The 17759-nt window shown below is 52.8% G+C and carries 15 protein-coding genes and 2 pseudogenes; 6 read left to right on the top strand and 11 right to left on the bottom strand.

Annotated features, from left to right (window positions below):
* The coding region (locus HA51_RS27340) for a hypothetical protein (RefSeq protein WP_211282939.1) at positions 1-215 on the top strand (215 nt) is incomplete at its 5' end.
* Between the two features lie 23 nt (positions 216-238).
* Here the strand turns inward: HA51_RS27340 and HA51_RS13560 are convergent.
* The gene (locus HA51_RS13560; RefSeq protein WP_084935008.1) at positions 239-535 is read right to left on the bottom strand and encodes a DUF1161 domain-containing protein; all 297 of its coding nucleotides are present in this window, start codon (positions 533-535) and stop codon (positions 239-241) included.
* 52 nt (positions 536-587) lie between these two features.
* Complete coding sequence (locus HA51_RS13555; protein WP_084935007.1) at positions 588-923, bottom strand: DUF1283 family protein; 336 nt, start codon at positions 921-923, stop codon at positions 588-590.
* 131 nt (positions 924-1054) lie between these two features.
* Here HA51_RS13555 and HA51_RS13550 point away from each other — a divergent pair, with 131 nt between their 5' ends.
* Entirely contained in the window at positions 1055-1384 is a 330-nt protein-coding gene (locus HA51_RS13550) for a YnfA family protein (protein WP_084935006.1), read from the top strand.
* 32 nt (positions 1385-1416) lie between these two features.
* On the opposite strand, the gene ydfG is transcribed toward HA51_RS13550, so the two are convergent.
* The 3 genes and pseudogenes from ydfG to HA51_RS13535 form a co-directional block, all read right to left on the bottom strand.
* Complete coding sequence (ydfG, locus tag HA51_RS13545) at positions 1417-2163, bottom strand: bifunctional NADP-dependent 3-hydroxy acid dehydrogenase/3-hydroxypropionate dehydrogenase YdfG (RefSeq protein WP_084935005.1); 747 nt, start codon at positions 2161-2163, stop codon at positions 1417-1419.
* 261 nt (positions 2164-2424) lie between these two features.
* Positions 2425-4043: pseudogene (locus tag HA51_RS13540) on the bottom strand (methyl-accepting chemotaxis protein).
* A gap of 119 nt (positions 4044-4162) precedes the next feature.
* Positions 4163-5217: pseudogene (locus tag HA51_RS13535) on the bottom strand (alpha/beta fold hydrolase).
* A gap of 508 nt (positions 5218-5725) precedes the next feature.
* Between HA51_RS13535 and guaD the strand changes: the two are divergent.
* Both guaD and dcp read left to right on the top strand, forming a co-directional pair.
* Positions 5726-7084, top strand: coding sequence for a guanine deaminase (guaD, locus tag HA51_RS13530; protein ID WP_084935004.1), 1359 nt, complete (start codon positions 5726-5728; stop codon positions 7082-7084).
* A 49-nt stretch (positions 7085-7133) separates the two neighbouring features.
* Positions 7134-9185, top strand: coding sequence for a peptidyl-dipeptidase Dcp (dcp, locus tag HA51_RS13525; RefSeq protein WP_084935003.1), 2052 nt, complete (start codon positions 7134-7136; stop codon positions 9183-9185).
* Between the two features lie 33 nt (positions 9186-9218).
* Here dcp and hpxO read toward each other — a convergent pair whose 3' ends face one another.
* Positions 9219-10376, bottom strand: coding sequence for an FAD-dependent urate hydroxylase HpxO (hpxO, locus tag HA51_RS13520; protein WP_084935002.1), 1158 nt, complete (start codon positions 10374-10376; stop codon positions 9219-9221).
* 251 nt (positions 10377-10627) lie between these two features.
* On the opposite strand from hpxO, the gene HA51_RS13515 reads away from it, so the two are divergent.
* Complete coding sequence (locus HA51_RS13515) at positions 10628-10867, top strand: hypothetical protein (protein ID WP_084935001.1); 240 nt, start codon at positions 10628-10630, stop codon at positions 10865-10867.
* Positions 10868-10942: 75 nt separating this feature from the next.
* Positions 10943-12196, top strand: a complete 1254-nt coding sequence (locus HA51_RS13510; protein ID WP_084935000.1) for an acid phosphatase — start codon at positions 10943-10945, stop codon at positions 12194-12196.
* A 49-nt stretch (positions 12197-12245) separates the two neighbouring features.
* Here the strand turns inward: HA51_RS13510 and HA51_RS13505 are convergent, their stop codons facing one another.
* The 5 genes from HA51_RS13505 to HA51_RS13485 all read right to left on the bottom strand — a co-directional run bounded on the left by HA51_RS13505 (position 12246) and on the right by HA51_RS13485 (position 17752).
* On the bottom strand, positions 12246-12575 hold the full coding sequence (locus HA51_RS13505; RefSeq protein WP_084934999.1) for a DHCW motif cupin fold protein: 330 nt from the start codon (positions 12573-12575) through the stop codon (positions 12246-12248).
* 67 nt (positions 12576-12642) lie between these two features.
* The gene (locus HA51_RS13500; RefSeq protein ID WP_084934998.1) at positions 12643-14130 is read right to left on the bottom strand and encodes an FGGY-family carbohydrate kinase; all 1488 of its coding nucleotides are present in this window, start codon (positions 14128-14130) and stop codon (positions 12643-12645) included.
* A gap of 62 nt (positions 14131-14192) precedes the next feature.
* On the bottom strand, positions 14193-15032 hold the full coding sequence (locus tag HA51_RS13495) for a class I fructose-bisphosphate aldolase (RefSeq protein WP_084934997.1): 840 nt from the start codon (positions 15030-15032) through the stop codon (positions 14193-14195).
* Entirely contained in the window at positions 15016-16770 is a 1755-nt protein-coding gene (locus HA51_RS13490) for a glycerol-3-phosphate dehydrogenase/oxidase (protein WP_084934996.1), read from the bottom strand. Before HA51_RS13490 ends, HA51_RS13495 begins: the two co-directional genes overlap by 17 nt.
* On the bottom strand, positions 16760-17752 hold the full coding sequence (locus HA51_RS13485) for a sugar-binding transcriptional regulator (RefSeq protein ID WP_084934995.1): 993 nt from the start codon (positions 17750-17752) through the stop codon (positions 16760-16762). The genes HA51_RS13490 and HA51_RS13485 overlap by 11 nt, the downstream gene beginning before the upstream one ends.
* Positions 17753-17759: the final 7 nt, after the last annotated feature.

The following is a 17759-nucleotide window of genomic DNA, read 5'->3' as shown; positions in this document are numbered from 1 at the left end:
CGCATGGATGCGACTGGCAGTTCGGGTTGGCCTGGATGGCCTTACCCGAACGGTCCGTCCGGCGCGACGTTGCAGCCGAAGGTACCGCGGAGCGGCGCGAGGACGGCCCGGCAGCGGCAGAGGTGCTGTGGCCCGCACTGAATCGCGCAAAAGAAAAGGCTGCCACTTCTAAAAATGGCAGCCTCACTCGAACAAAGCTTAATGAAATGCATTAGGGCTAAGTGCCGCCCGTTCAACATTACTGTGCAGGTGCGTCCTGTGAACTGCCTGCGCTGGCCGGCACATTACTTTCAGTGTCACGGCCATTTTTCTTGTAAACGATTTTCTGGCTATCGTTCTCACAGTGCCCTACAACCTGCCCACCCGCCTGATCGGCTTGATCATTGGGAACGATATCCAGCGTAAAGTCCGATTCGGCTACGCCATTACTGACGATCTTCTTACTGATATCCGCTCTAACACTCTCACAGGAGGCCTGCGCCAATACAGGCAGCGCCAGCATCGCCATCAACATCACTGCATTACGTTTTTTCATCACACTCTCCTTGGTTCTGAATTCCCTAGAAAACTATAGCAGCAACAGCGAATTAAGGTGCAACGGTACGGCCAGTGCGGCGATCGAGGCAACGTAAGGTATTCGGTTCCCAATAAGCGTTAACGTTGTAACTCTTTTCGCAGGAGTCACGAGTATCAAAAGCTTTATCCGCCTTATCAAACTCTTTCTCGACACGCGTGTTCACTTTGCCACGCAGATTTTTGGTGTCATTCCACTGCTCTTTGCTTTGACGCGCAGCTTCATTACTGGAAGCACTATTGCCGTTTTCAATAATCAGCCGATCGGTTTGTGCTGATGCCAGCGGTGCAGCCAGCAGCGCGCTGGAGGTCAATACGCCAGCCAGCAAAACAGAAAACAGTTTTTTCATTGTCATTTCCTTTAGTTAACAACAGCCCAGCCGGGAAAAGCGGCTGTAACAACCTTGGGCGCTAGTATATCATCGCTGCTTCTTTGCTCACCAGCGGTGAGCCGTCTGTTTAGGCTAGAGTGAGAATTTATATGCTGGTGAAAACCGCGTTACTGTTTTTTATCACTGCGATCGCAGAAATTGTTGGCTGTTTTCTGCCGTGGCTGTGGTTGAAGAAGGGGATGACGGCGTGGGTATTGGTGCCTGCGGCGGCCAGTCTGGCACTGTTTGTCTGGCTGCTGACCTTACATCCTGCTGCCAGTGGGCGTGTTTATGCAGCTTACGGCGGCGTGTACGTGATGACAGCGCTGATATGGTTGCGCGTGGTCGATGGCGTCAAATTAAGTGCATGGGATTGGGTTGGGGCGTTGGTGGCGTTTAGTGGCATGCTGATCATTGTCACCGGATGGGGTCGCGCGTAGGGCGCACACCGCAGGTGCGCCCTGAGTCAATATCAGCCCTTGTGCACTTTCAAACCGGCAAGCGTCTGTGCAACCGGCATGATTTCCAACGTGTTGATGTTGACGTGCTTAGGCAGAGTGGTCACCCAGTAAACCGCTTCAGTCACATCTTCTGCGGTCAACGCGGTAGTGCCTTCGTAAACCGCATCGGCGCGGCCATCATCGCCTTTGAAACGCACATTAGAGAATTCGGTGCCGCCCACTAAGCCGGGCTCAATATCGGTGACGCGCAGTGCGGTGCCATGTAAATCGGTACGCAGGTTAAGGCTGAACTGACGCACGAAAGCTTTGGTGGCGCCGTAAACGTTCCCGCCGAGATAAGGCCAGCTACCGGCGATGGAACCAATGTTCACAATATGCCCGACGTTGCGTTCCACCATGGCAGGGAGTACGGCGCGCGTCATATACACCAACCCTTTGTTGTTGGTGTCGATCATATTTTCCCAGTCTTCAATGTTCGCTTTGTGCGCTGGTTCGACACCCAGCGCCAGACCGGCATTGTTGACCAGCACATCAATATTGCGCCATTCAGCAGGCAAAGCCGCAATCGCTTCATCGATAGCAGCACGATTACGTACGTCCAACTGAACGGTATACAGATTGTCGCCCAACTCATCTTTCAAGTCTTTCAAACGTTCAGCACGACGTCCGCTGGCGATCACTTTGTGACCTGTAGCAATGAAGCGGCGAGTAATACTTTGACCAAAACCGGCAGTGGCACCCGTAACAAAAATAATCATCTCACTGTTCCTTAAATTATTGCACTTGAAGTTAACTGATTGATTTTAAGATTAAAAACAATCATTAAAGAAAAAGAGGCGTAAAGGCACTTAGTGATTACGTTGCCAGTTACGGATTGGTGATGTCAACCCAGTTAGGTTTGCGATGGAACATTCATGCCACAGAATGTAACACAATGACAAATAAGAAATTGATGGTTGTAAAGCAGCGGGGATAGTGAGGCCGACACCGGGTTGCAGCAGCGGCCTCGATAGTATCATTTAGCGGATATGGGTGAACGCCAGGTCCTGTGAACCTAAATAGAGGTCAGCGGCTAACGCTGTTTTGTCGTCATCAACCTGGAACTGAGTCACGCACTGTTGCAAGTTCACGACCTGTTGTTGCAGCGAGCTGGCCGCTGTTGCGACTTCAGAAACCAATGAAGCATTTTGCTGAGTCACGCCGTCCATCTGCTGAATGGCGATATTAATCTGTGAAATGCCACGCGTCTGTTCTCCAGAAGCCAGCATCACTTCATCCATGATCTCGACGACTTTCTTCACGTCGAGCATAACTTCATTCATGGTGACTCCAGCATCTTTGACTAATCCTGAACCCTGCTCAATATTGCTCAGTGAGTGATTGATCATACTGCCAATTTCCTTCGCGGCAGTGGCGCTGCGCTGGGCGAGCACCCGGACCTCCGAGGCTACAACAGCAAATCCGCGTCCTGCTTCACCGGCACGCGCCGCTTCAACCGCAGCGTTTAAGGCCAGCAGGTTGGTCTGGAAGGCTATACCGTCAATCACCCCGACAATATCACCAATTTTGGCTGAGCTTTTCTCGATTGAACTCATGGTCGCCACGACTTCGGATACAACATTTGCGCCACGAGAAGCTGAGTCCGAGGCCTTCTGAGAAAGGGCATTGGCTTTGCGGGTGTTATCTTCGTTATTTTGCACCGTTGCCATGATCTGCTCCATGCTGGAGGCGGTTTCGTCCAGCGAGGCAGCCTGCTGTTCAGTACGGCTGGAAAGATCGATATTACCGATGGCAATTTCTTCCACACCGGTGCCGATGGCGTTTGTACCATTGCGTACCATTAGCACCATGTTTTCCAACCCATCCCGCATGCGCTGTACTGCCGCGAAGAGTTGAGCAATTTCATTTTTACCGGAGATATCGATACGTGCGCGCAAATCGCCTTCTGCGATACGGTCAAATACCGTAATCACATGGTTAAGTGGTTTCACAATCAGATTGGTCATCACTGACCAAGCCAGGCCTGCAAGTACCAGCGCACAAGCAATACAAATGTAGAGCGTCAACTCCATGCGTTTAACTCGGGCACTGGAGTCATCATAAGCGACATCAATACTTTTTAATTTAAAGGCGACCAGCGCCTTTGAAGCCTGATCGAACGCACCATACAGCGTCGTTGATTTTCCAGCGCGCTGGCGGTACTCATCCAATTTACCGGCTTCCAGCGCGGCAAATGCCGGATTAATAAATTCCTTCATTAGCGCTTCACGCGTTGCGGCCATTTCAGCCGCAATCGGTTTCTCTGCTGAAGATTGCGGATACTTAAGGTATTCCTGCCATTTAGCACTGGCGTTATCTATCTTGCCTCTGGCACGCTCGAGTGCAATTTTGGCTTTTTCAGTGTCACCGTTGCGACGAGCGATTCATAGAGACGTAAGTCCAGTCGCCCACGTAATAATAATTCTGAGCTCTCATTCAGTGCGACCAGACCTGGTAATACCTCTGTATCCACAGTGGCAAAGGATTTATTACCGGACTGGACGGCAACCAATCCCAATATACCGACGAACAACAGTAATGCGGTCAATGAAAAAACCATCATGCTCAGTGCTGTGCGAATCTTTATCCTTCGAAACATCGTGTATTCCCTGATATTGATAAAATAGCGAGATGATAAATGTTGATAAATTAACGTACCAAGAAGCCACATTTGTGACTTCTTAATCGTTAACTTAAATCATGTTTAATTTGACGTTTTTAGTCTTTTGCCATGAAATTTTGCAGCTTCTGATGATAAAACTTGGCTTGCATCATGGTGCCGTGTCCGCTGGTTTCAGCACTTGCCGGTATAACAAATAACTCGGCATGTTTTATCTGATGTAACTCCCCTTGCAAAATGCCGGTTTCAACAGGGTTTCGTTCGTCATCTGCGGAATTAATAATGAGCATGGGGGCAGTAATACGGCTCAAACCAGGCATCGCGTTATAATTTGCGGATGAGTTCCAGATATAAATGAAATCGTTGGCATCTGCCGTCACCGGTGCAGCAAGACGCTCATCCACCAGTTTATCGGCTAAGGCGTGAGTAGGGGCTTTGTGCTGATAAGCCAGCGTGCCGCCTGTGGTTGCAATACTGAACATAATATTCGCCGTTTTCAGCGCAGGGGGTTGCTGCTGGTAATTCCCTTCAGCCCACGCCGGGTCGCCTTTAATCGATTCAATCAACATGCGGCGTAGCATCCAGTTGCGCCCAGACAACTCGTTAGGTTGCGAAGCATCGGCACCAGCTTATCCATCATGGTCGGGTACTTTTCCCCCCACAACCAGGTCTGCATGCCACCCATGGAATACCCCATTACGAGGCGTAGATGCGAGATCCCCAAACCTTCTTTAATTAACCGATATTGTGCGGTCACCATATCGTCATAATCGTAGTGCGGGAAGGCCATCCTTAAGCCATCAGAAGGTTTAGTTGATTTTCCTGACCCAATCCCTTCGGGGATAATAATGAAGTATTTGCGGATATCGAGGGCTTGGCCTGGACCAAAGAGCTCTGCTGCAAATCCTGGGGCGAGAAAGGCGCTCAAAGGCTGGTTAGTACCGTGAAGTAATAATACCGCCGGTTTATTCTTATCACCCAGTGTTATATAGTGAATACGCAGATCGTTGATTTTTTCACCGCTGTTAAAGCGAAATTCTTTCGCCACCCAGTCAGCCTCTTGTGGGGCAGGTAATTGACTGGCGGCGTGTGTCATTGGTGATAAGGTTAACAGAATGGCACCCGCCACTCCTGATATCATGCGATTAAACATAAATGTCGCTCTTATGTGATTTGCGGTTCCCTGGAAGTCAGATATTAGTTTTTAAAGAGATAAATCCCAATTAATATCAACGGCATTAAAAGAAAAGCAGACAATAATCTTTCTTTTTGAGTTTTAACAAGACGATTTTCATCCGGTTTTTCTTAAGCTAATATATCTGGCAGTGATTCTCCTTTTAATTGATGGGAGATATGATTAGCTCTTTGCACTTTTCCTCTTCTGTTTAAATGAAAACCCCACGGATTTATTGAAGTGTTGCTTTGCACCGGAATCGTGCATCACTGCACATCGTTGGCGCATCATCATCTTCCTGTTACCCCTTTTTAAGTGTGAATCCTCAGAGCTTTAAGTTTGCCCCAGGAGGCAACCGTTTGCGCATTCGTTTGCGTGCGTGAATTTAGCTCATTGAAAACAAACGCTATTTTCCTTTGTATTGGCATGTCTCTTGCAAATTGTTCTTAAGGCAATCATCTGCAACGACATGGTCCAAGGAATCGCTATGCCTTACGCCTCTGAAACTCTGCTGCGCGCCAGCTTTTTTGATATTACGGCTCTGGCTACCCAGCCAGATGACATCCTCGCCAACGCGCGCTATCTCGAAGATGGTCTGCTGACGTTGCGTGAGGGCAAAGTGGTCACGCTGGAAAGTTGGGAGATCGCAGAAGGGCGAGTTGATGTTACGCAGGTCATCGATCTGCGTGGCAAACTGATCGTCCCTGGCTTTATCGACACGCATATTCATTATCCGCAAACGGAGATGATCGGTGCTTTTGGTGAGCAATTACTGGAATGGTTGAATCAATATACTTTTCCGGTGGAGAGCCAATATCACTGCCCGAACCACGCTGAGCAGATGTCCGCCTTTTTCTTACAACAGTTGCTGGCGAACGGAACGACCAGTGCATTGGTATTTGGCACCGTCCATCCTCAGTCCGTGGACGCGCTTTTCAGTGCGGCAGAAAAACTGGATATGCGGCTGATTGCGGGAAAAGTCATGATGGACCGCAATGCGCCTGACTATCTGACAGAAACGCCAGAAGAGAGTTACCAGCAAACCAAAGCGTTGATTGAGCGTTGGCACCATCGAGGCCGCCTTAGCTATGCGCTGACACCGCGCTTTGCGCCAACCTCTTCACCTGAATTGCTGGAGAAGGTGCGCCAGTTGCGTGAAGCCTTCCCAGACACCTGGCTACATACGCATCTCAGCGAGAATCAACAGGAGATTGCGTGGGTTAAAGCTTTATTCCCTGAGCACGACGGCTATCTGGATGTGTATCACCAGCATCAACTCACCGGCAAACGCAGCGTGTTTGCGCACTGCCTGCATCTGGAGGATCGAGAGTGGCAATGCCTGCACGATACTGATTCATCGATCGCCTTTTGCCCGACGTCAAACCTGTTCCTTGGCAGTGGTCTGTTCAATATCAAACGCTGCTGGCAACAGGGGGTGCGTATGGGCGTCGGAACTGATGTGGGAGCAGGCACCACGTTCAGTATGCTGCAAACGCTGGGTGAGGCATACAAAGTCGGTCAACTGCAGCAGTACAAGCTCAGTGCCTGCGAAGCCTTTTATCATGCGACGTTAGGTGGCGCGCATGCGCTGGACCTGGATGACAAAATTGGCAACTTCAACGCCGGTAAAGAGGCCGATTTTGTAGTGCTTGACCCGGCAGTCTCCCCTCTGCAAAAACTGCGCAGCGTCAACAGCAAAGACATCTGGGAGCGGTTATTTGTGATGATGACGCTGGGCGATGATCGCAACATTTATCAAACCTGGGTCAGCGGCAGGCCAGTATGGCAGCAGGGTACACATCAGCCTGTTGAAGGTTGTTGCCAGCCGTCGAAACTGCCAGGATAGAAGCATCCCGCCGCACCTGTTGCGGCGTTGCTGATTATCAGGAGCGATAATGACTTCACGCGTTAATCCGTTTTTTACCGTCAGTCCCTTGCCTTATCAAACCCCGCCGTTTGATCTCATTCAGGAAGAGGATTTTCTACCCGCGCTGGAAGCCGGCATTGAAGAGAAACGGCAGGAAGTCGCAGCGATTGCCAGTAATAGTGAACCGGCGACCTTTGCCAACACTTATGAGGCATTAGAACGTTGTGGCCAACTGCTGAAACGCGTCAATATGGTGTTTGGAGCCATGACGTCGGCGAATACCAGCGATCGTCTGCAGGAGATTGATGAGTTAATCACGCCAAAGCTCACCGCGTTAAGTGATGAAATCCATCTTAATAGTCAGCTATTTGCCCGTATTGACAACGTTTATCAGCACCGCGGCTCACACTGCCCTGACGCAGAAGCTATGCGCCTGGTGGAAGTCACCTGGCAACAGTTCCAGCTTGCTGGGGCAAGCCTGAATAACGCCGATAAAGACCAGCTTCGTGCCTGCAATCAGGAGTTAGCCACACTCAGCACTCGTTTCGGTAATAAACTTCTCGCGGCAACAAAAGCAGGGGCCTATACCGTGAGTAGTCCCGCGGCGCTGGCCGGATTGAGTGAAGAGGAGCTGGCGCATGCCAAAGCCGCAGCAGAAGCGCGTGGGTTGAGTGGAGAGTGGCTGCTACCTCTGCAAAATACCACCCAGCAACCGGCATTACAGTCCCTGGAGGTCCGTGCAACGCGTGAGGCACTCTTCAATCAGGCACTGACCCGCAGCGAGCAAGGGGATGATAACGATACTCGCGCCATTGTGTTACGCATGGCGCAACTCCGCGCGCAACAAGCGAAACTGCTCGGTTTCAACACCTATGCAGAGTGGAGCATGCAGGATCAGATGGCGAAAACACCGGATGCTGCCTTTAGCTTTATGCGGAATATTGTACCCGCTGCCCGAGCGCGCGCCGAGCGCGAGGCCGCCGATATCCAGCAAGCCATTGAACAGCAGCACCATAGCTTCACATTACGGGCGTGGGACTGGAATTTTTATGCTGAGCAGGTGCGTAAGGCTAAATACGCGTTAGATGAGAGCCAAATTCGCCCCTACTTTGAACTGAACAGTGTGTTGGAAAGAGGTGTCTTCTGGTCCGCCAGTCAGCTGTTTGGCATTCGATTCCAGCAACGTCACGACTTGCCGGTCTATCATCCGGACGTCAACGTGTATGAAATCTTTGATGCGGATGACACGCCACTGGCGCTGTTCTACACCGATTTATACAAACGCGACAACAAAAGTGGTGGCGCATGGATGAGCAACTTCGTTGATCAAACGACATTGCTCGCGACCAAACCGGTGATTTACAACGTGTGTAACTACACCAAACCTCAGGCGGGCCAACCGGCGCTGCTGAGTTGGGATGAGGTGATTACGCTGTTCCACGAGTTTGGCCATGCGCTGCATGGTTTGTTCGCTTCGCAGCGCTATCCAAGCCTGTCAGGCACTGCCACGCCTCGTGATTTTGTCGAGTTTCCTTCACAGATTAATGAGCACTGGGCCAGCAACGAAGCAGTGTTTGCCAACTATGCGCGCCATTATCAGAGTGGTGAAGCCATGCCCGTTGAGTTGCGTGAGAAGATGGTTCGCGCATCGAAGTTCAACAAAGGCTATGACATGAGTGAACTGCTGGCGGCGGCGTTACTGGACCTGCAATGGCACTCGTTGACCACGCAAGACAACCCGCAGGATGTCAGCCACTTTGAGTTACAGGCGCTGTCCGCCGAGAACATGGCGTTGGCCGCTGTGCCGCCACGTTATCGTTCCAGCTACTTCCGCCACATCTGGGGAGGGGGTTACGCCGCGGGTTATTACGCCTATATCTGGACGCAGATGCTGGCAGATGACGGCTATCAGGCGTTTGTTGAGCGAGGAGGGCTCACTCGCGAGAACGGTCAGCAATTCCGTGAGCATATCCTGTCACGCGGCAACAGCAGCGATTTGCAGCATTTATGGCTGGCATGGCGCGGTAAAGCGCCAGAGATTGGTCCGATGTTGAAAAATCGCGGGTTGGAAGACGCGTAGTTGATCGGGCGCACCTGAATGCGCCCGTACCGCTTAACCCAACGGCCCCCCTTCGATGGTGTCACACATACCGGCCAGCACCCGCTCGCCGGTCTCATTTTTCAAATCCTCATACCACGCGGCCGTCACCGCGGCATCTTTTGCATGGGTCACATCGCAGCGTTTCCGCGCCTTCAACACCAAATCTTTGGTGCGTTCTACGCGTCGTGCTTCATAACGTTGCAGTGCATCTTCGATCCCGAGCGAATGTGATGCCACCGTTTGTGCCAGCACCACGGCATCTTCCATCGCGGCGCAGCCACCTTGTCCAATGTCTGGCGTCGTGCTGTGAGCCGCATCGCCAAGCAGCGCGACGCGCCCTTTTACAAAACGGCTAAAAGGCTCGATATCGTGAATTTCAACGCGATTGGTGGTCTCTGGGTTAATGGCGTCAATCAGGCGTTGCACCGGGGCGGCCCAGCCTTTGAAGTAGCCCTGTAAATCTGATTTAAGTGATAACCGATCTTCCGCTAATCCCTTCGGCAGCGGTACGTCAAAGAAGAAGTAAAAGCGGTCACCACTGACCGGCATCAGTGATACGCGCTTGCCTTCGCCGACAAACGTAGTCCACTGATCGGCGGGTGCGATACGCTCATCCACCGTGACCAAACCATTCCAGTTAACGTAACCGGCGTAGCGGCGTTCAACGTTTTCACCCAATACGTAGTGTCGAACCACCGAATGTGTTCCATCGGCGGCAACCAGAAAATCACCTTCGGCTTGGCTTCCATCGTCGAACCAGGCGCTGACACCGGTTGGCGTCTGTTCGACTTGGGTGACGCGCTTGCCAAATTGAATCCGCGACCGGCCATAGGTATCGAGCAACATCGCTTGCAATTCCGCTCGTGCAACCGGATAAGGGTACTCACCCACCTGTTGCACCAGCGGCGACATACTGAAACGGGTGAGGGTGCTACCGCTGTGCGCATCGTTGTAGGCCATAAATGCCATGTTGCCGCCCAGCGCGCGCAGGGGTTCTTTCATACCCAAGGCGTTCAAGCATTTGACCCCGTTTGGCCAAATAGAGATCGCCGCACCCACCGGCTTCATCTCTTTTACCGCTTCAAACACGGCAGTTTCAAATCCCGCTTTTTCGAGCGCAATCGCGGCGCTCATGCCACCTATACCCGCTCCAATGACTATCGCTTTCATATCTGTCTCCTTTGTCTCTTGATGAATACTTGCAACTTTTGTACCAAAGGAGGGGCAAATAGAGTGATTGATTTAACATAATGAATATAAAGGATTTAGTGTGTGGTGGTATTTTCATTGATGCACGTATATGGTGCGGAAAATTGCACGCATTAAGGGCGCTTATGCCCTTTGTCTGAATCGAAGGTTTCAGTGTGGTATTTGGTCATGAACGCGCCATACTTTCAGCATCAAGCGACGAGGAGTTTCCCATGAAGTGGATAATGGTTTTTACGCTGTTATTGAGTGTTAATGCCTTCGCGCAAACCCAATGGCAGCCAGAACGCAAAGCGCAAGTCGTGCAACTGACACCGGTTGCCGCTAAATGTGACCTCTCATCCTGTCAACAGAACTGCTATGTACAGCAATCGCAGTGCAAAAATGACAACGGCGGCGGCTGTGGTTCACTTGCACAAATTTGCGTACAAAACTGTTCCAGTCAGTGCAAGTAAATGAAATAAAACTGTCATAACAGGGTGCTAGCGTGTTTCCCCGGCAAGGTAATATTCTGATAACAGGGGAAAATAATGAAAACCCGCTTCACGCTGATTGCAACGGTTTTACTGCTGGCTCAGCAGGCACACGCGGCAACACTGCCGCAGGCTGCCGCACTCGCGGCACAGACCTCCACCGGCTCCACGCCGGTTTACACCCAACTTGAGCAGCAGTCGCTACAGGCTGAGCGCAAGTATCTGCAAGGCGATGGCACCACGCTTACCCGTGATGCGCTGGAAAAAGCCAAGCAAAACAGTACACAAGCTGATAAAGCATGGTTGAAAAAGAGCGGTTACGATTTCAACGTTAAGCAAAATCAGCAGGCGGGTATTGCGTTGCTCTCTGGCTTTAGCACGCTGCCTGCCAACGTACTGGACGCGAATCGTGCCACTGTCACCAATATCAACCTGAATGCCACGCAGAATACGCGCCATCAGGCACTGCAAGACGCGGAAGCGATCAGCAGCCTCTATTTCCTCTCCGATGCGATGGGTCCACGTTTGGGCAAAGCTTTCCTCGCCGCTTATGACAAAGGCGAAATCAGTAAAGCCGCCGCACTGATCAAAGCCAGCGAAGTCAGCACCAGCGCAGCGAAAAAACACTTCAACTACCCACGTCCTTTCCTGCATGAAGGCAACACCATTCATCTGGTGCCGGACGATGTGGTGGTGAAAGACAACGTGCGCTATACCGCTGATGGCGGTTCGTTCCCAAGTGGCCACACCAACACCGGCTATACCGACGCGCTGTTAATGGCAGAGATGGTGCCAGAACGCTTTGAGGCGCTGGTGACGCGCGGCGCGCGCTATGGCTACTCTCGCTTAGTGTTGGGCGTGCACTATCCACTGGATGTAATGGGGTCACGCATGGTGGCAGAGCGTAACGTTGCTACCTATCTAAACGATGCTCGTTATCAAGTGCTGTTCAAAGAAGCGCGCGATCAATTGCGTGCTGCGCTTGAGAAAGAGTGTGGTACTTCCCTGGCGGAGTGCGCACGCACAGTCGGTAAAGACGACCCTTATCGTTCACCTGACATGAAGCAGTTCTATCGCTTCACCCTCAATTACAATCTGCCGAAAGCCAACGTGAAAAATACAGCGGTTCAGGTTCCGCAAGGTGCAGAGATTTTGCTGAAAACGGCGTTGCCGCACCTTTCAGATGCGCAGATTCGCCAATTGATGGTGAAAACGGCACTGCCAAACGGTTACCCGTTGTCGGGTAATGCTGAGCAATCATTCTGGCAGCGGGTTGATTTGACCGCAGCCTACGCGTCAGCGAAGAAATAAGCACAACAGGGCGCGCTGTTGCAGTGCGCCCTGAGCAACCGTGCTTTGATCAATCGACGATAAAAAGTTTCGCGCCTTGGGTGGTTGAAGAGCGATGCGCTTCAGCATTATCCGCCACCTGATAACTCACTCCGGGGGTTAAGGTGAAGGTGCGACCATCGTCCAGTTCGGTCACCATTTCCCCTTCCAGGCACAGCAAAATATGCCCCTTACTGCACCAGTGATCTGCGAGGTATCCAGCCGAATACTCGACCATCCGCACGCGGATGTCGCCAAAACGTTGCGTGCGCCACAGTGCGAAGCCCGTGTCTCCAGGGTGCGTTTCTTCCTCGATGGTGTTCCAGTCGGTAATGCCAAACGGCAGCTGATTGATTTGCATGAACATATCCTTATTAAATTAATCAAACGTCCACTATTACCGCTTGGCTAAAAATAAGCCACAACAATCAGCCGACGTCACGCCACATTTCTCCCATCGCCAGTTCGAGTTTTTTGAATACCCGATAACGTGCATCATGAAAAGCAAACCGTTCCGGCCTCGGTAACCACTCGCCGGGATTAATCTGCACCGCCTGTTGCACTGCTGCCGCCAAATGTGGCCAGACACCAACCCCCACGCCGGCACAAAGTGCCGCACCTAAAGCGCCCGTTTCTTTGCATTCGGCTACACGGATAGGAATACCCAACACGTCGGCAAACATCTGAGGCCAGATGCAGCTTCGCGCCGCGCCGCCGGAGAGAATCGCCTGGGTAAAGGGAATACCTGCCGCGCGTAAGCGGTCGATGTGCGCACGATGCGCAAATGTCACGCCCTCGAACAGCGCAAACAGCATGTCAGCTCGGGTATGCCAGCCACCTAAACCGTAGAAACCCGCTTTAGCCGGTTCAGATTTGCGACCGGAGTAGAGGTAAGGGTGATAGAGCGGCAACTGGGCGTTGGGTTCGACGTGTGCCACCGTGTCGCTGCTGCGTGCGGCACCTTGTCCGCTGCGTCCATCATCAAATTCACGCAGAAACCAGTCCAGATTGGCGGCCGAAGTCGCACTGGCTTCAATCGCCATAAAGCGATCTTTCTCGATAATCGAGTTCATAAAAACCGGGCGCAAATAATCGGGTGTATCAACCACGACCTGATTGATACTCCAGGTGCCCGCCACGATGGAAGCTTGTCCCGTCTCCACCACACCTGACCCTACGGCACTGGCCACCACATCGAAAATCCCTGCAACCACGGGGATACCGGCAGGTAATCCCGTCAATCGTGCAGCCTGTTCAGTGACCTGACCCACCACCTCGCAGGATTCACGCAGCGGCGGCAGCAGGGCGAGGGCGTCTTCGATATCGTAGAGCGCCATTAGTTCACGACTGTAATTGCGTAGGCGATAGTCAATCAACCCGGCGCCTGCGGCATCGGAGTAGTCAGCACTGATCGCGCCACTCAGAAAATGTACAATCACATCCTTTGCACAGAGTAAATGCCCCAGTCGGCTCCAGCGATCGGGTTGATGCTGTTTGATCCAACTGATCAGCACCGGCGTTGCGGCGGGCCAGGGCTTTTGCAACGACAGACGATAAATCGCCTGATCTGCACCACTCAGCTCCAACGCCTGGACCGTAGCAAGGGCCCGATGATCAATAGATTGAATGCCAAACAGCGGTTGCTGCTGCTTGTTCAGCGCATACAAGCCATTGCCATGTCCTGCGGCCCCAACGGCAATGACTTCGCGCGGATCGCTGCCCGCCTGCTGAAGACAGCGGCTTACCGCCTGGCTCACGCCGTGCCAGATATCTTCCACTGGACGCTCGGCGTAGCCTTCCTGCGGCTGGTGGGTTTCACCGGCACACTCGGCGACCGAGAGCACGCGCCCGCTGAGGTCAAACAGCACTGCCTTGATCATCGTGTTTCCGGCATCAATGCCGAGAATTTGACTCATATCTCCGACTCCGTTTGACTGGCGAAGACGGCGCACCGCTTAAGCGCCGGTGCAGGTCATGCTTAACCCTGCTGATAAATTTCCAGAGCATCCGGGCCGCTGGCACCCTGATGAATGATCGCCATTAAAGCCTTGACCACACGCGAGGGATTATCGTGCTGATAGACATTACGGCCGTACACCATGCCGCTGGCGCCTTGCGCCATTAACGCAGCACTTTTTGCCAGCACCGGCCCAAGCTCGCCTTTGCCGCCGCCGCGCACCAGCGTTGGGCAGCGCGCGGCTTCCACCACGCGATGAAAATCCTCAACATTTTCCGTTGGATCAGCTTTGATGATGTCTGCACCTAACTCCCGTGCTAAACGCACCAGCGGCACAATTTTTTCCACGTCCCCCAATGAACCATATGCCGCACCTTGCCCGGCCGGCGCCATCACCAAGGGTTCAATCATCAGCGGCATCCCATAGCGATCGCACGCCTGGCGCAGCCGACCAATATTTTCCACGCACATGCGGAAAATGCCTGGCTCATCGGGGATCAAATAGAGATTAACCACCACTGCGGCGGCATCCATTTGCAAGGCGGCGAGAATAGGCTCATCAGGATTGTGCAGTACTGCCCACATTTCGCGGTGACGAGCGGCGTTGTAGGCGTTCCCGACGTCGGTACGCATCACTAATGCGGGTTTGCGTTCGGCAACCCGTTGCAGCAAATCGGCTTGGCCATAATTCACCTGAATCGCATCTGGCTGGGCCGCGATCAGGTTCTCCATCACGCCCTCAATATTCTCCAGCCCAATAAGAAAGTCAGGCTCGTTGGCGATACCGTGGTCGATGGCGACATCAAGGCATTTGCCGTGGTGAAACAGACGGTTCATACGCACTTTATTGGTGACTAGCATGGTGGACTTCCTCCTGAAAAACAGTGGGGTCAAGGTCTTTAAGGCCGTGCCAGCGCGCCAGGCTGGCGCAGCTTCGTTGCAGATGTTGCACACGCTGGAGATCACTCCAAGCCAGTGCGGTGGCCAGCAGATGTGAAATCTCCTCTATCAGCAGCGGAGTCAGTTCGCCGCAGATAGCCAGTGACGTCCGGCGTACTAACAGGTCCTCCAGTTGCCGAACCTGCTCATGTTCAATCAGATAGCGCAATTCCAGTGCGCTGTAAGCTTGATGATGTTGCAGAGGCTGCTCCCCCTGTTGTTGGATCTCTTGCAGGATTGGCAAGGCGCGCGAACCATAGCGCTTCACTAATTGCGTCACACGCGCAAGGGGTAACGCATACTGCTGAGCAAGTTGGTTAAGCCTGCGGGTTTGCTCAGAGGGTTTTGGAAAGTCCCGACCGCCCCCAATGGGCAGGTTATCGCTCGACAGACGGCGCTTTTCACCGATCAGCCGCAGCACCCGGTCTGCGGCTTCTTCACCAAACTGACGGAAGGTGGTCCATTTCCCGCCCACCAGACATAACAGGCTATAGGCATGTGCAGCGTCGGGCGGCAGCAGGATTAATGAGTGGTTGCGCGATATTTGCCCATTCACTTTCGCGTCGCTGGCGGGTAGCGGACGAACACCGCAGAAGGTGTAGAGGATGGCGGACTCAGTGACCACCACGTCGGGGAACACGAAACGCAGTGATTCGAGGATGTAGGCTTTCTCATCTTCCTCACAGACAACGCTATCGGGGTCCTCCACACGGATATCGGTAGAACCCAACAGCACTTTGCTAAACCAGGGGAACATGATGCACACACGGCCTTCCTGGTTTTCGAAATAGACCATTTCACCGTCGAGCATCTGTAACAATTCAGGATGATCAAGAATCAGGTGTGAACCTTTGGTGCCACCAATCAACTTCGCCGATTTTTCCGTTGGGGCGAGGCGTTGATTGAGCTGGTCTATCCATGCACCGCCGGCATTCACCAGCACATGGGGTTGCAGGGTAAAATGCTCACCGCTTAAGGCGTCCTGCAAGGTGACAGATTCTCCATCTGCACTCACCAATTGCATATAGTTGAGCGCCAGGGCATCCGGACAGGCGCTTTCGGCATCTTCGATCAGCTCATAACCGAGTCGCTCCGGGGCGCTGATCCATGCATCGTAATAACTGGCACTGTACTTCACCCAAGGCGCAAAGCCAGGCCAACGATCGCGTGTGGCAGCTTCTGCACGCACCTGATGCTTGGGCATTGACCCGTACTGCCGGGTGTAAATGTCGTAAAGGCTCAGACCCGTTTTGATCAATAAAGCTCCGCGTCGCGTGGGTTTGTCGCTCAGGCGAAGAAAGCGGCGCGTGGCGTTGATCAGACCGCCGCCGAGGTTGTCAATCGGTACCGTGGTACGCAGGGGGAATACATAGTGAGAAGCGTTCTTCAACAGTCGATCACGTTCGGTCACGGACTCCTTAACCAGCGTAAATTCACCGGTTTCCAGATAGCGTAATCCGCCGTGAACCATGCGGGATAAGGCACCACTCGCGGCCTGACACCAGTCACCTTTTTCCACCATAATCACCGGAATGCCTTGTAATGCCAGTTCACGAAACGTACTGATGCCGTTGATGCCGCCGCCGACAATCAGGACTGGCGTCGTGGTGCGCTGCCGTAAGGCGCTGAGTCGCTGTTCGCGTGTTGCATTATTCTCCATGGATTGCTCCCCGGCTCATGGTCATATCGAGTACACCTGCGGCAGTGGATTCATCCGTGACGATGCCTTTTAGCCATTGCCCTCGCAGTGCACAGCGGATGGGATCCACCTTGTCTCGTCCAGCCACCACTGCCATGGAAAAAGGAATACGTTGCAGCTCTGCGAGTGTCAGGCCCACCAGCCTCTGGTTGTCGTCGAAAGGCGCGGGTTGGCCTTGTGAGTCCAACAGCCAAGCCAGCAGTTCACTGCGTGCTCCGCTGGTTTCGATGCTGGCTGACGCGTGACGTGCTGCCAGGTTTAAATCGTAGTAGCTGGAACTGTCGCTGTGAATCGACCCCAGTCCCACCACGGCGATCGAGGCGTTGCGTGCTTTTTCCAGTACCTGATCCACGGCACTGATGCGCATCAGCATGTCGCGCTCAGCAGCAGAATCGGTAAAGAGTGGGGCGTGAATTTGCCAGGCATGCCCCCCAAGCCGTGCCGCCATTTCTGATGCAACATGGTTTACATCGGTATAGTGCTTGCCCTGTACGCAGCCCAGTGCGGGGACGACCTGAACATCATATTTGCGCGCAGGGTGTAAGGCTTCCACTAAAGCGCTAACACCTTTGCCCCCCGTAATGGCAATCACATCGCCATCTTTGAGGCGAGAGAGCAGATATTCTGCCGCCGCGACGCCCACCATCTGTAAATTATGTTCCTCGCTGCGAGCCACATTGGGTGCGACGACAACTTGCTGCAACTGTGCGACTCGCGCCAGGTCACTCTCCAATTGATGGGCCGAGAGCCAAGGGGACTTAATCGTAATCTCCACCATGCCGCTCTCTTTACCTTGACGAATCAGGCGATTAACGCTGGCGACGGACAGGTCTGTTTCAGCTGCAATCTCTGACTGTTTTTTGCCATCAAGGTAGTACATCACCAGCACCTGATAGATTTGTCGGGCGCTGTGGAATGCAGGGTGTTCATTTACCATTTCCATTAAGGTT

It is taken from the genome of Pantoea rwandensis (genome assembly GCF_002095475.1).
Lineage (GTDB): Bacteria > Pseudomonadota > Gammaproteobacteria > Enterobacterales > Enterobacteriaceae > Pantoea > Pantoea rwandensis.
The sequence above is the reverse complement of the archived record's forward strand: the minus strand, read 5'-3'. Positions and strand labels throughout refer to the sequence as shown.

Excerpts from the sequence above, each read along its gene's own strand:
- HA51_RS13560 (WP_084935008.1), bottom strand. The coding sequence starts at position 535 with ATGAAAAAACGTAATGCAGTGATGTTGATGGCGATGCTGGCGCTGCCT.
- HA51_RS13555 (WP_084935007.1), bottom strand. The coding sequence starts at position 923 with ATGAAAAAACTGTTTTCTGTTTTGCTGGCTGGCGTATTGACCTCCAGC.
- HA51_RS13550 (WP_084935006.1), top strand. The coding sequence starts at position 1,055 with ATGCTGGTGAAAACCGCGTTACTGTTTTTTATCACTGCGATCGCAGAA.
- ydfG (WP_084935005.1), bottom strand. The coding sequence starts at position 2,163 with ATGATTATTTTTGTTACGGGTGCCACTGCCGGTTTTGGTCAAAGTATT.
- guaD (WP_084935004.1), top strand. The coding sequence starts at position 5,726 with ATGCCTTACGCCTCTGAAACTCTGCTGCGCGCCAGCTTTTTTGATATT.
- dcp (WP_084935003.1), top strand. The coding sequence starts at position 7,134 with ATGACTTCACGCGTTAATCCGTTTTTTACCGTCAGTCCCTTGCCTTAT.
- hpxO (WP_084935002.1), bottom strand. The coding sequence starts at position 10,376 with ATGAAAGCGATAGTCATTGGAGCGGGTATAGGTGGCATGAGCGCCGCG.
- HA51_RS13515 (WP_084935001.1), top strand. The coding sequence starts at position 10,628 with ATGAAGTGGATAATGGTTTTTACGCTGTTATTGAGTGTTAATGCCTTC.
- HA51_RS13510 (WP_084935000.1), top strand. The coding sequence starts at position 10,943 with ATGAAAACCCGCTTCACGCTGATTGCAACGGTTTTACTGCTGGCTCAG.
- HA51_RS13505 (WP_084934999.1), bottom strand. The coding sequence starts at position 12,575 with ATGCAAATCAATCAGCTGCCGTTTGGCATTACCGACTGGAACACCATC.
- HA51_RS13500 (WP_084934998.1), bottom strand. The coding sequence starts at position 14,130 with ATGAGTCAAATTCTCGGCATTGATGCCGGAAACACGATGATCAAGGCA.
- HA51_RS13495 (WP_084934997.1), bottom strand. The coding sequence starts at position 15,032 with ATGCTAGTCACCAATAAAGTGCGTATGAACCGTCTGTTTCACCACGGC.
- HA51_RS13490 (WP_084934996.1), bottom strand. The coding sequence starts at position 16,770 with ATGGAGAATAATGCAACACGCGAACAGCGACTCAGCGCCTTACGGCAG.
- HA51_RS13485 (WP_084934995.1), bottom strand. The coding sequence starts at position 17,752 with ATGGAAATGGTAAATGAACACCCTGCATTCCACAGCGCCCGACAAATC.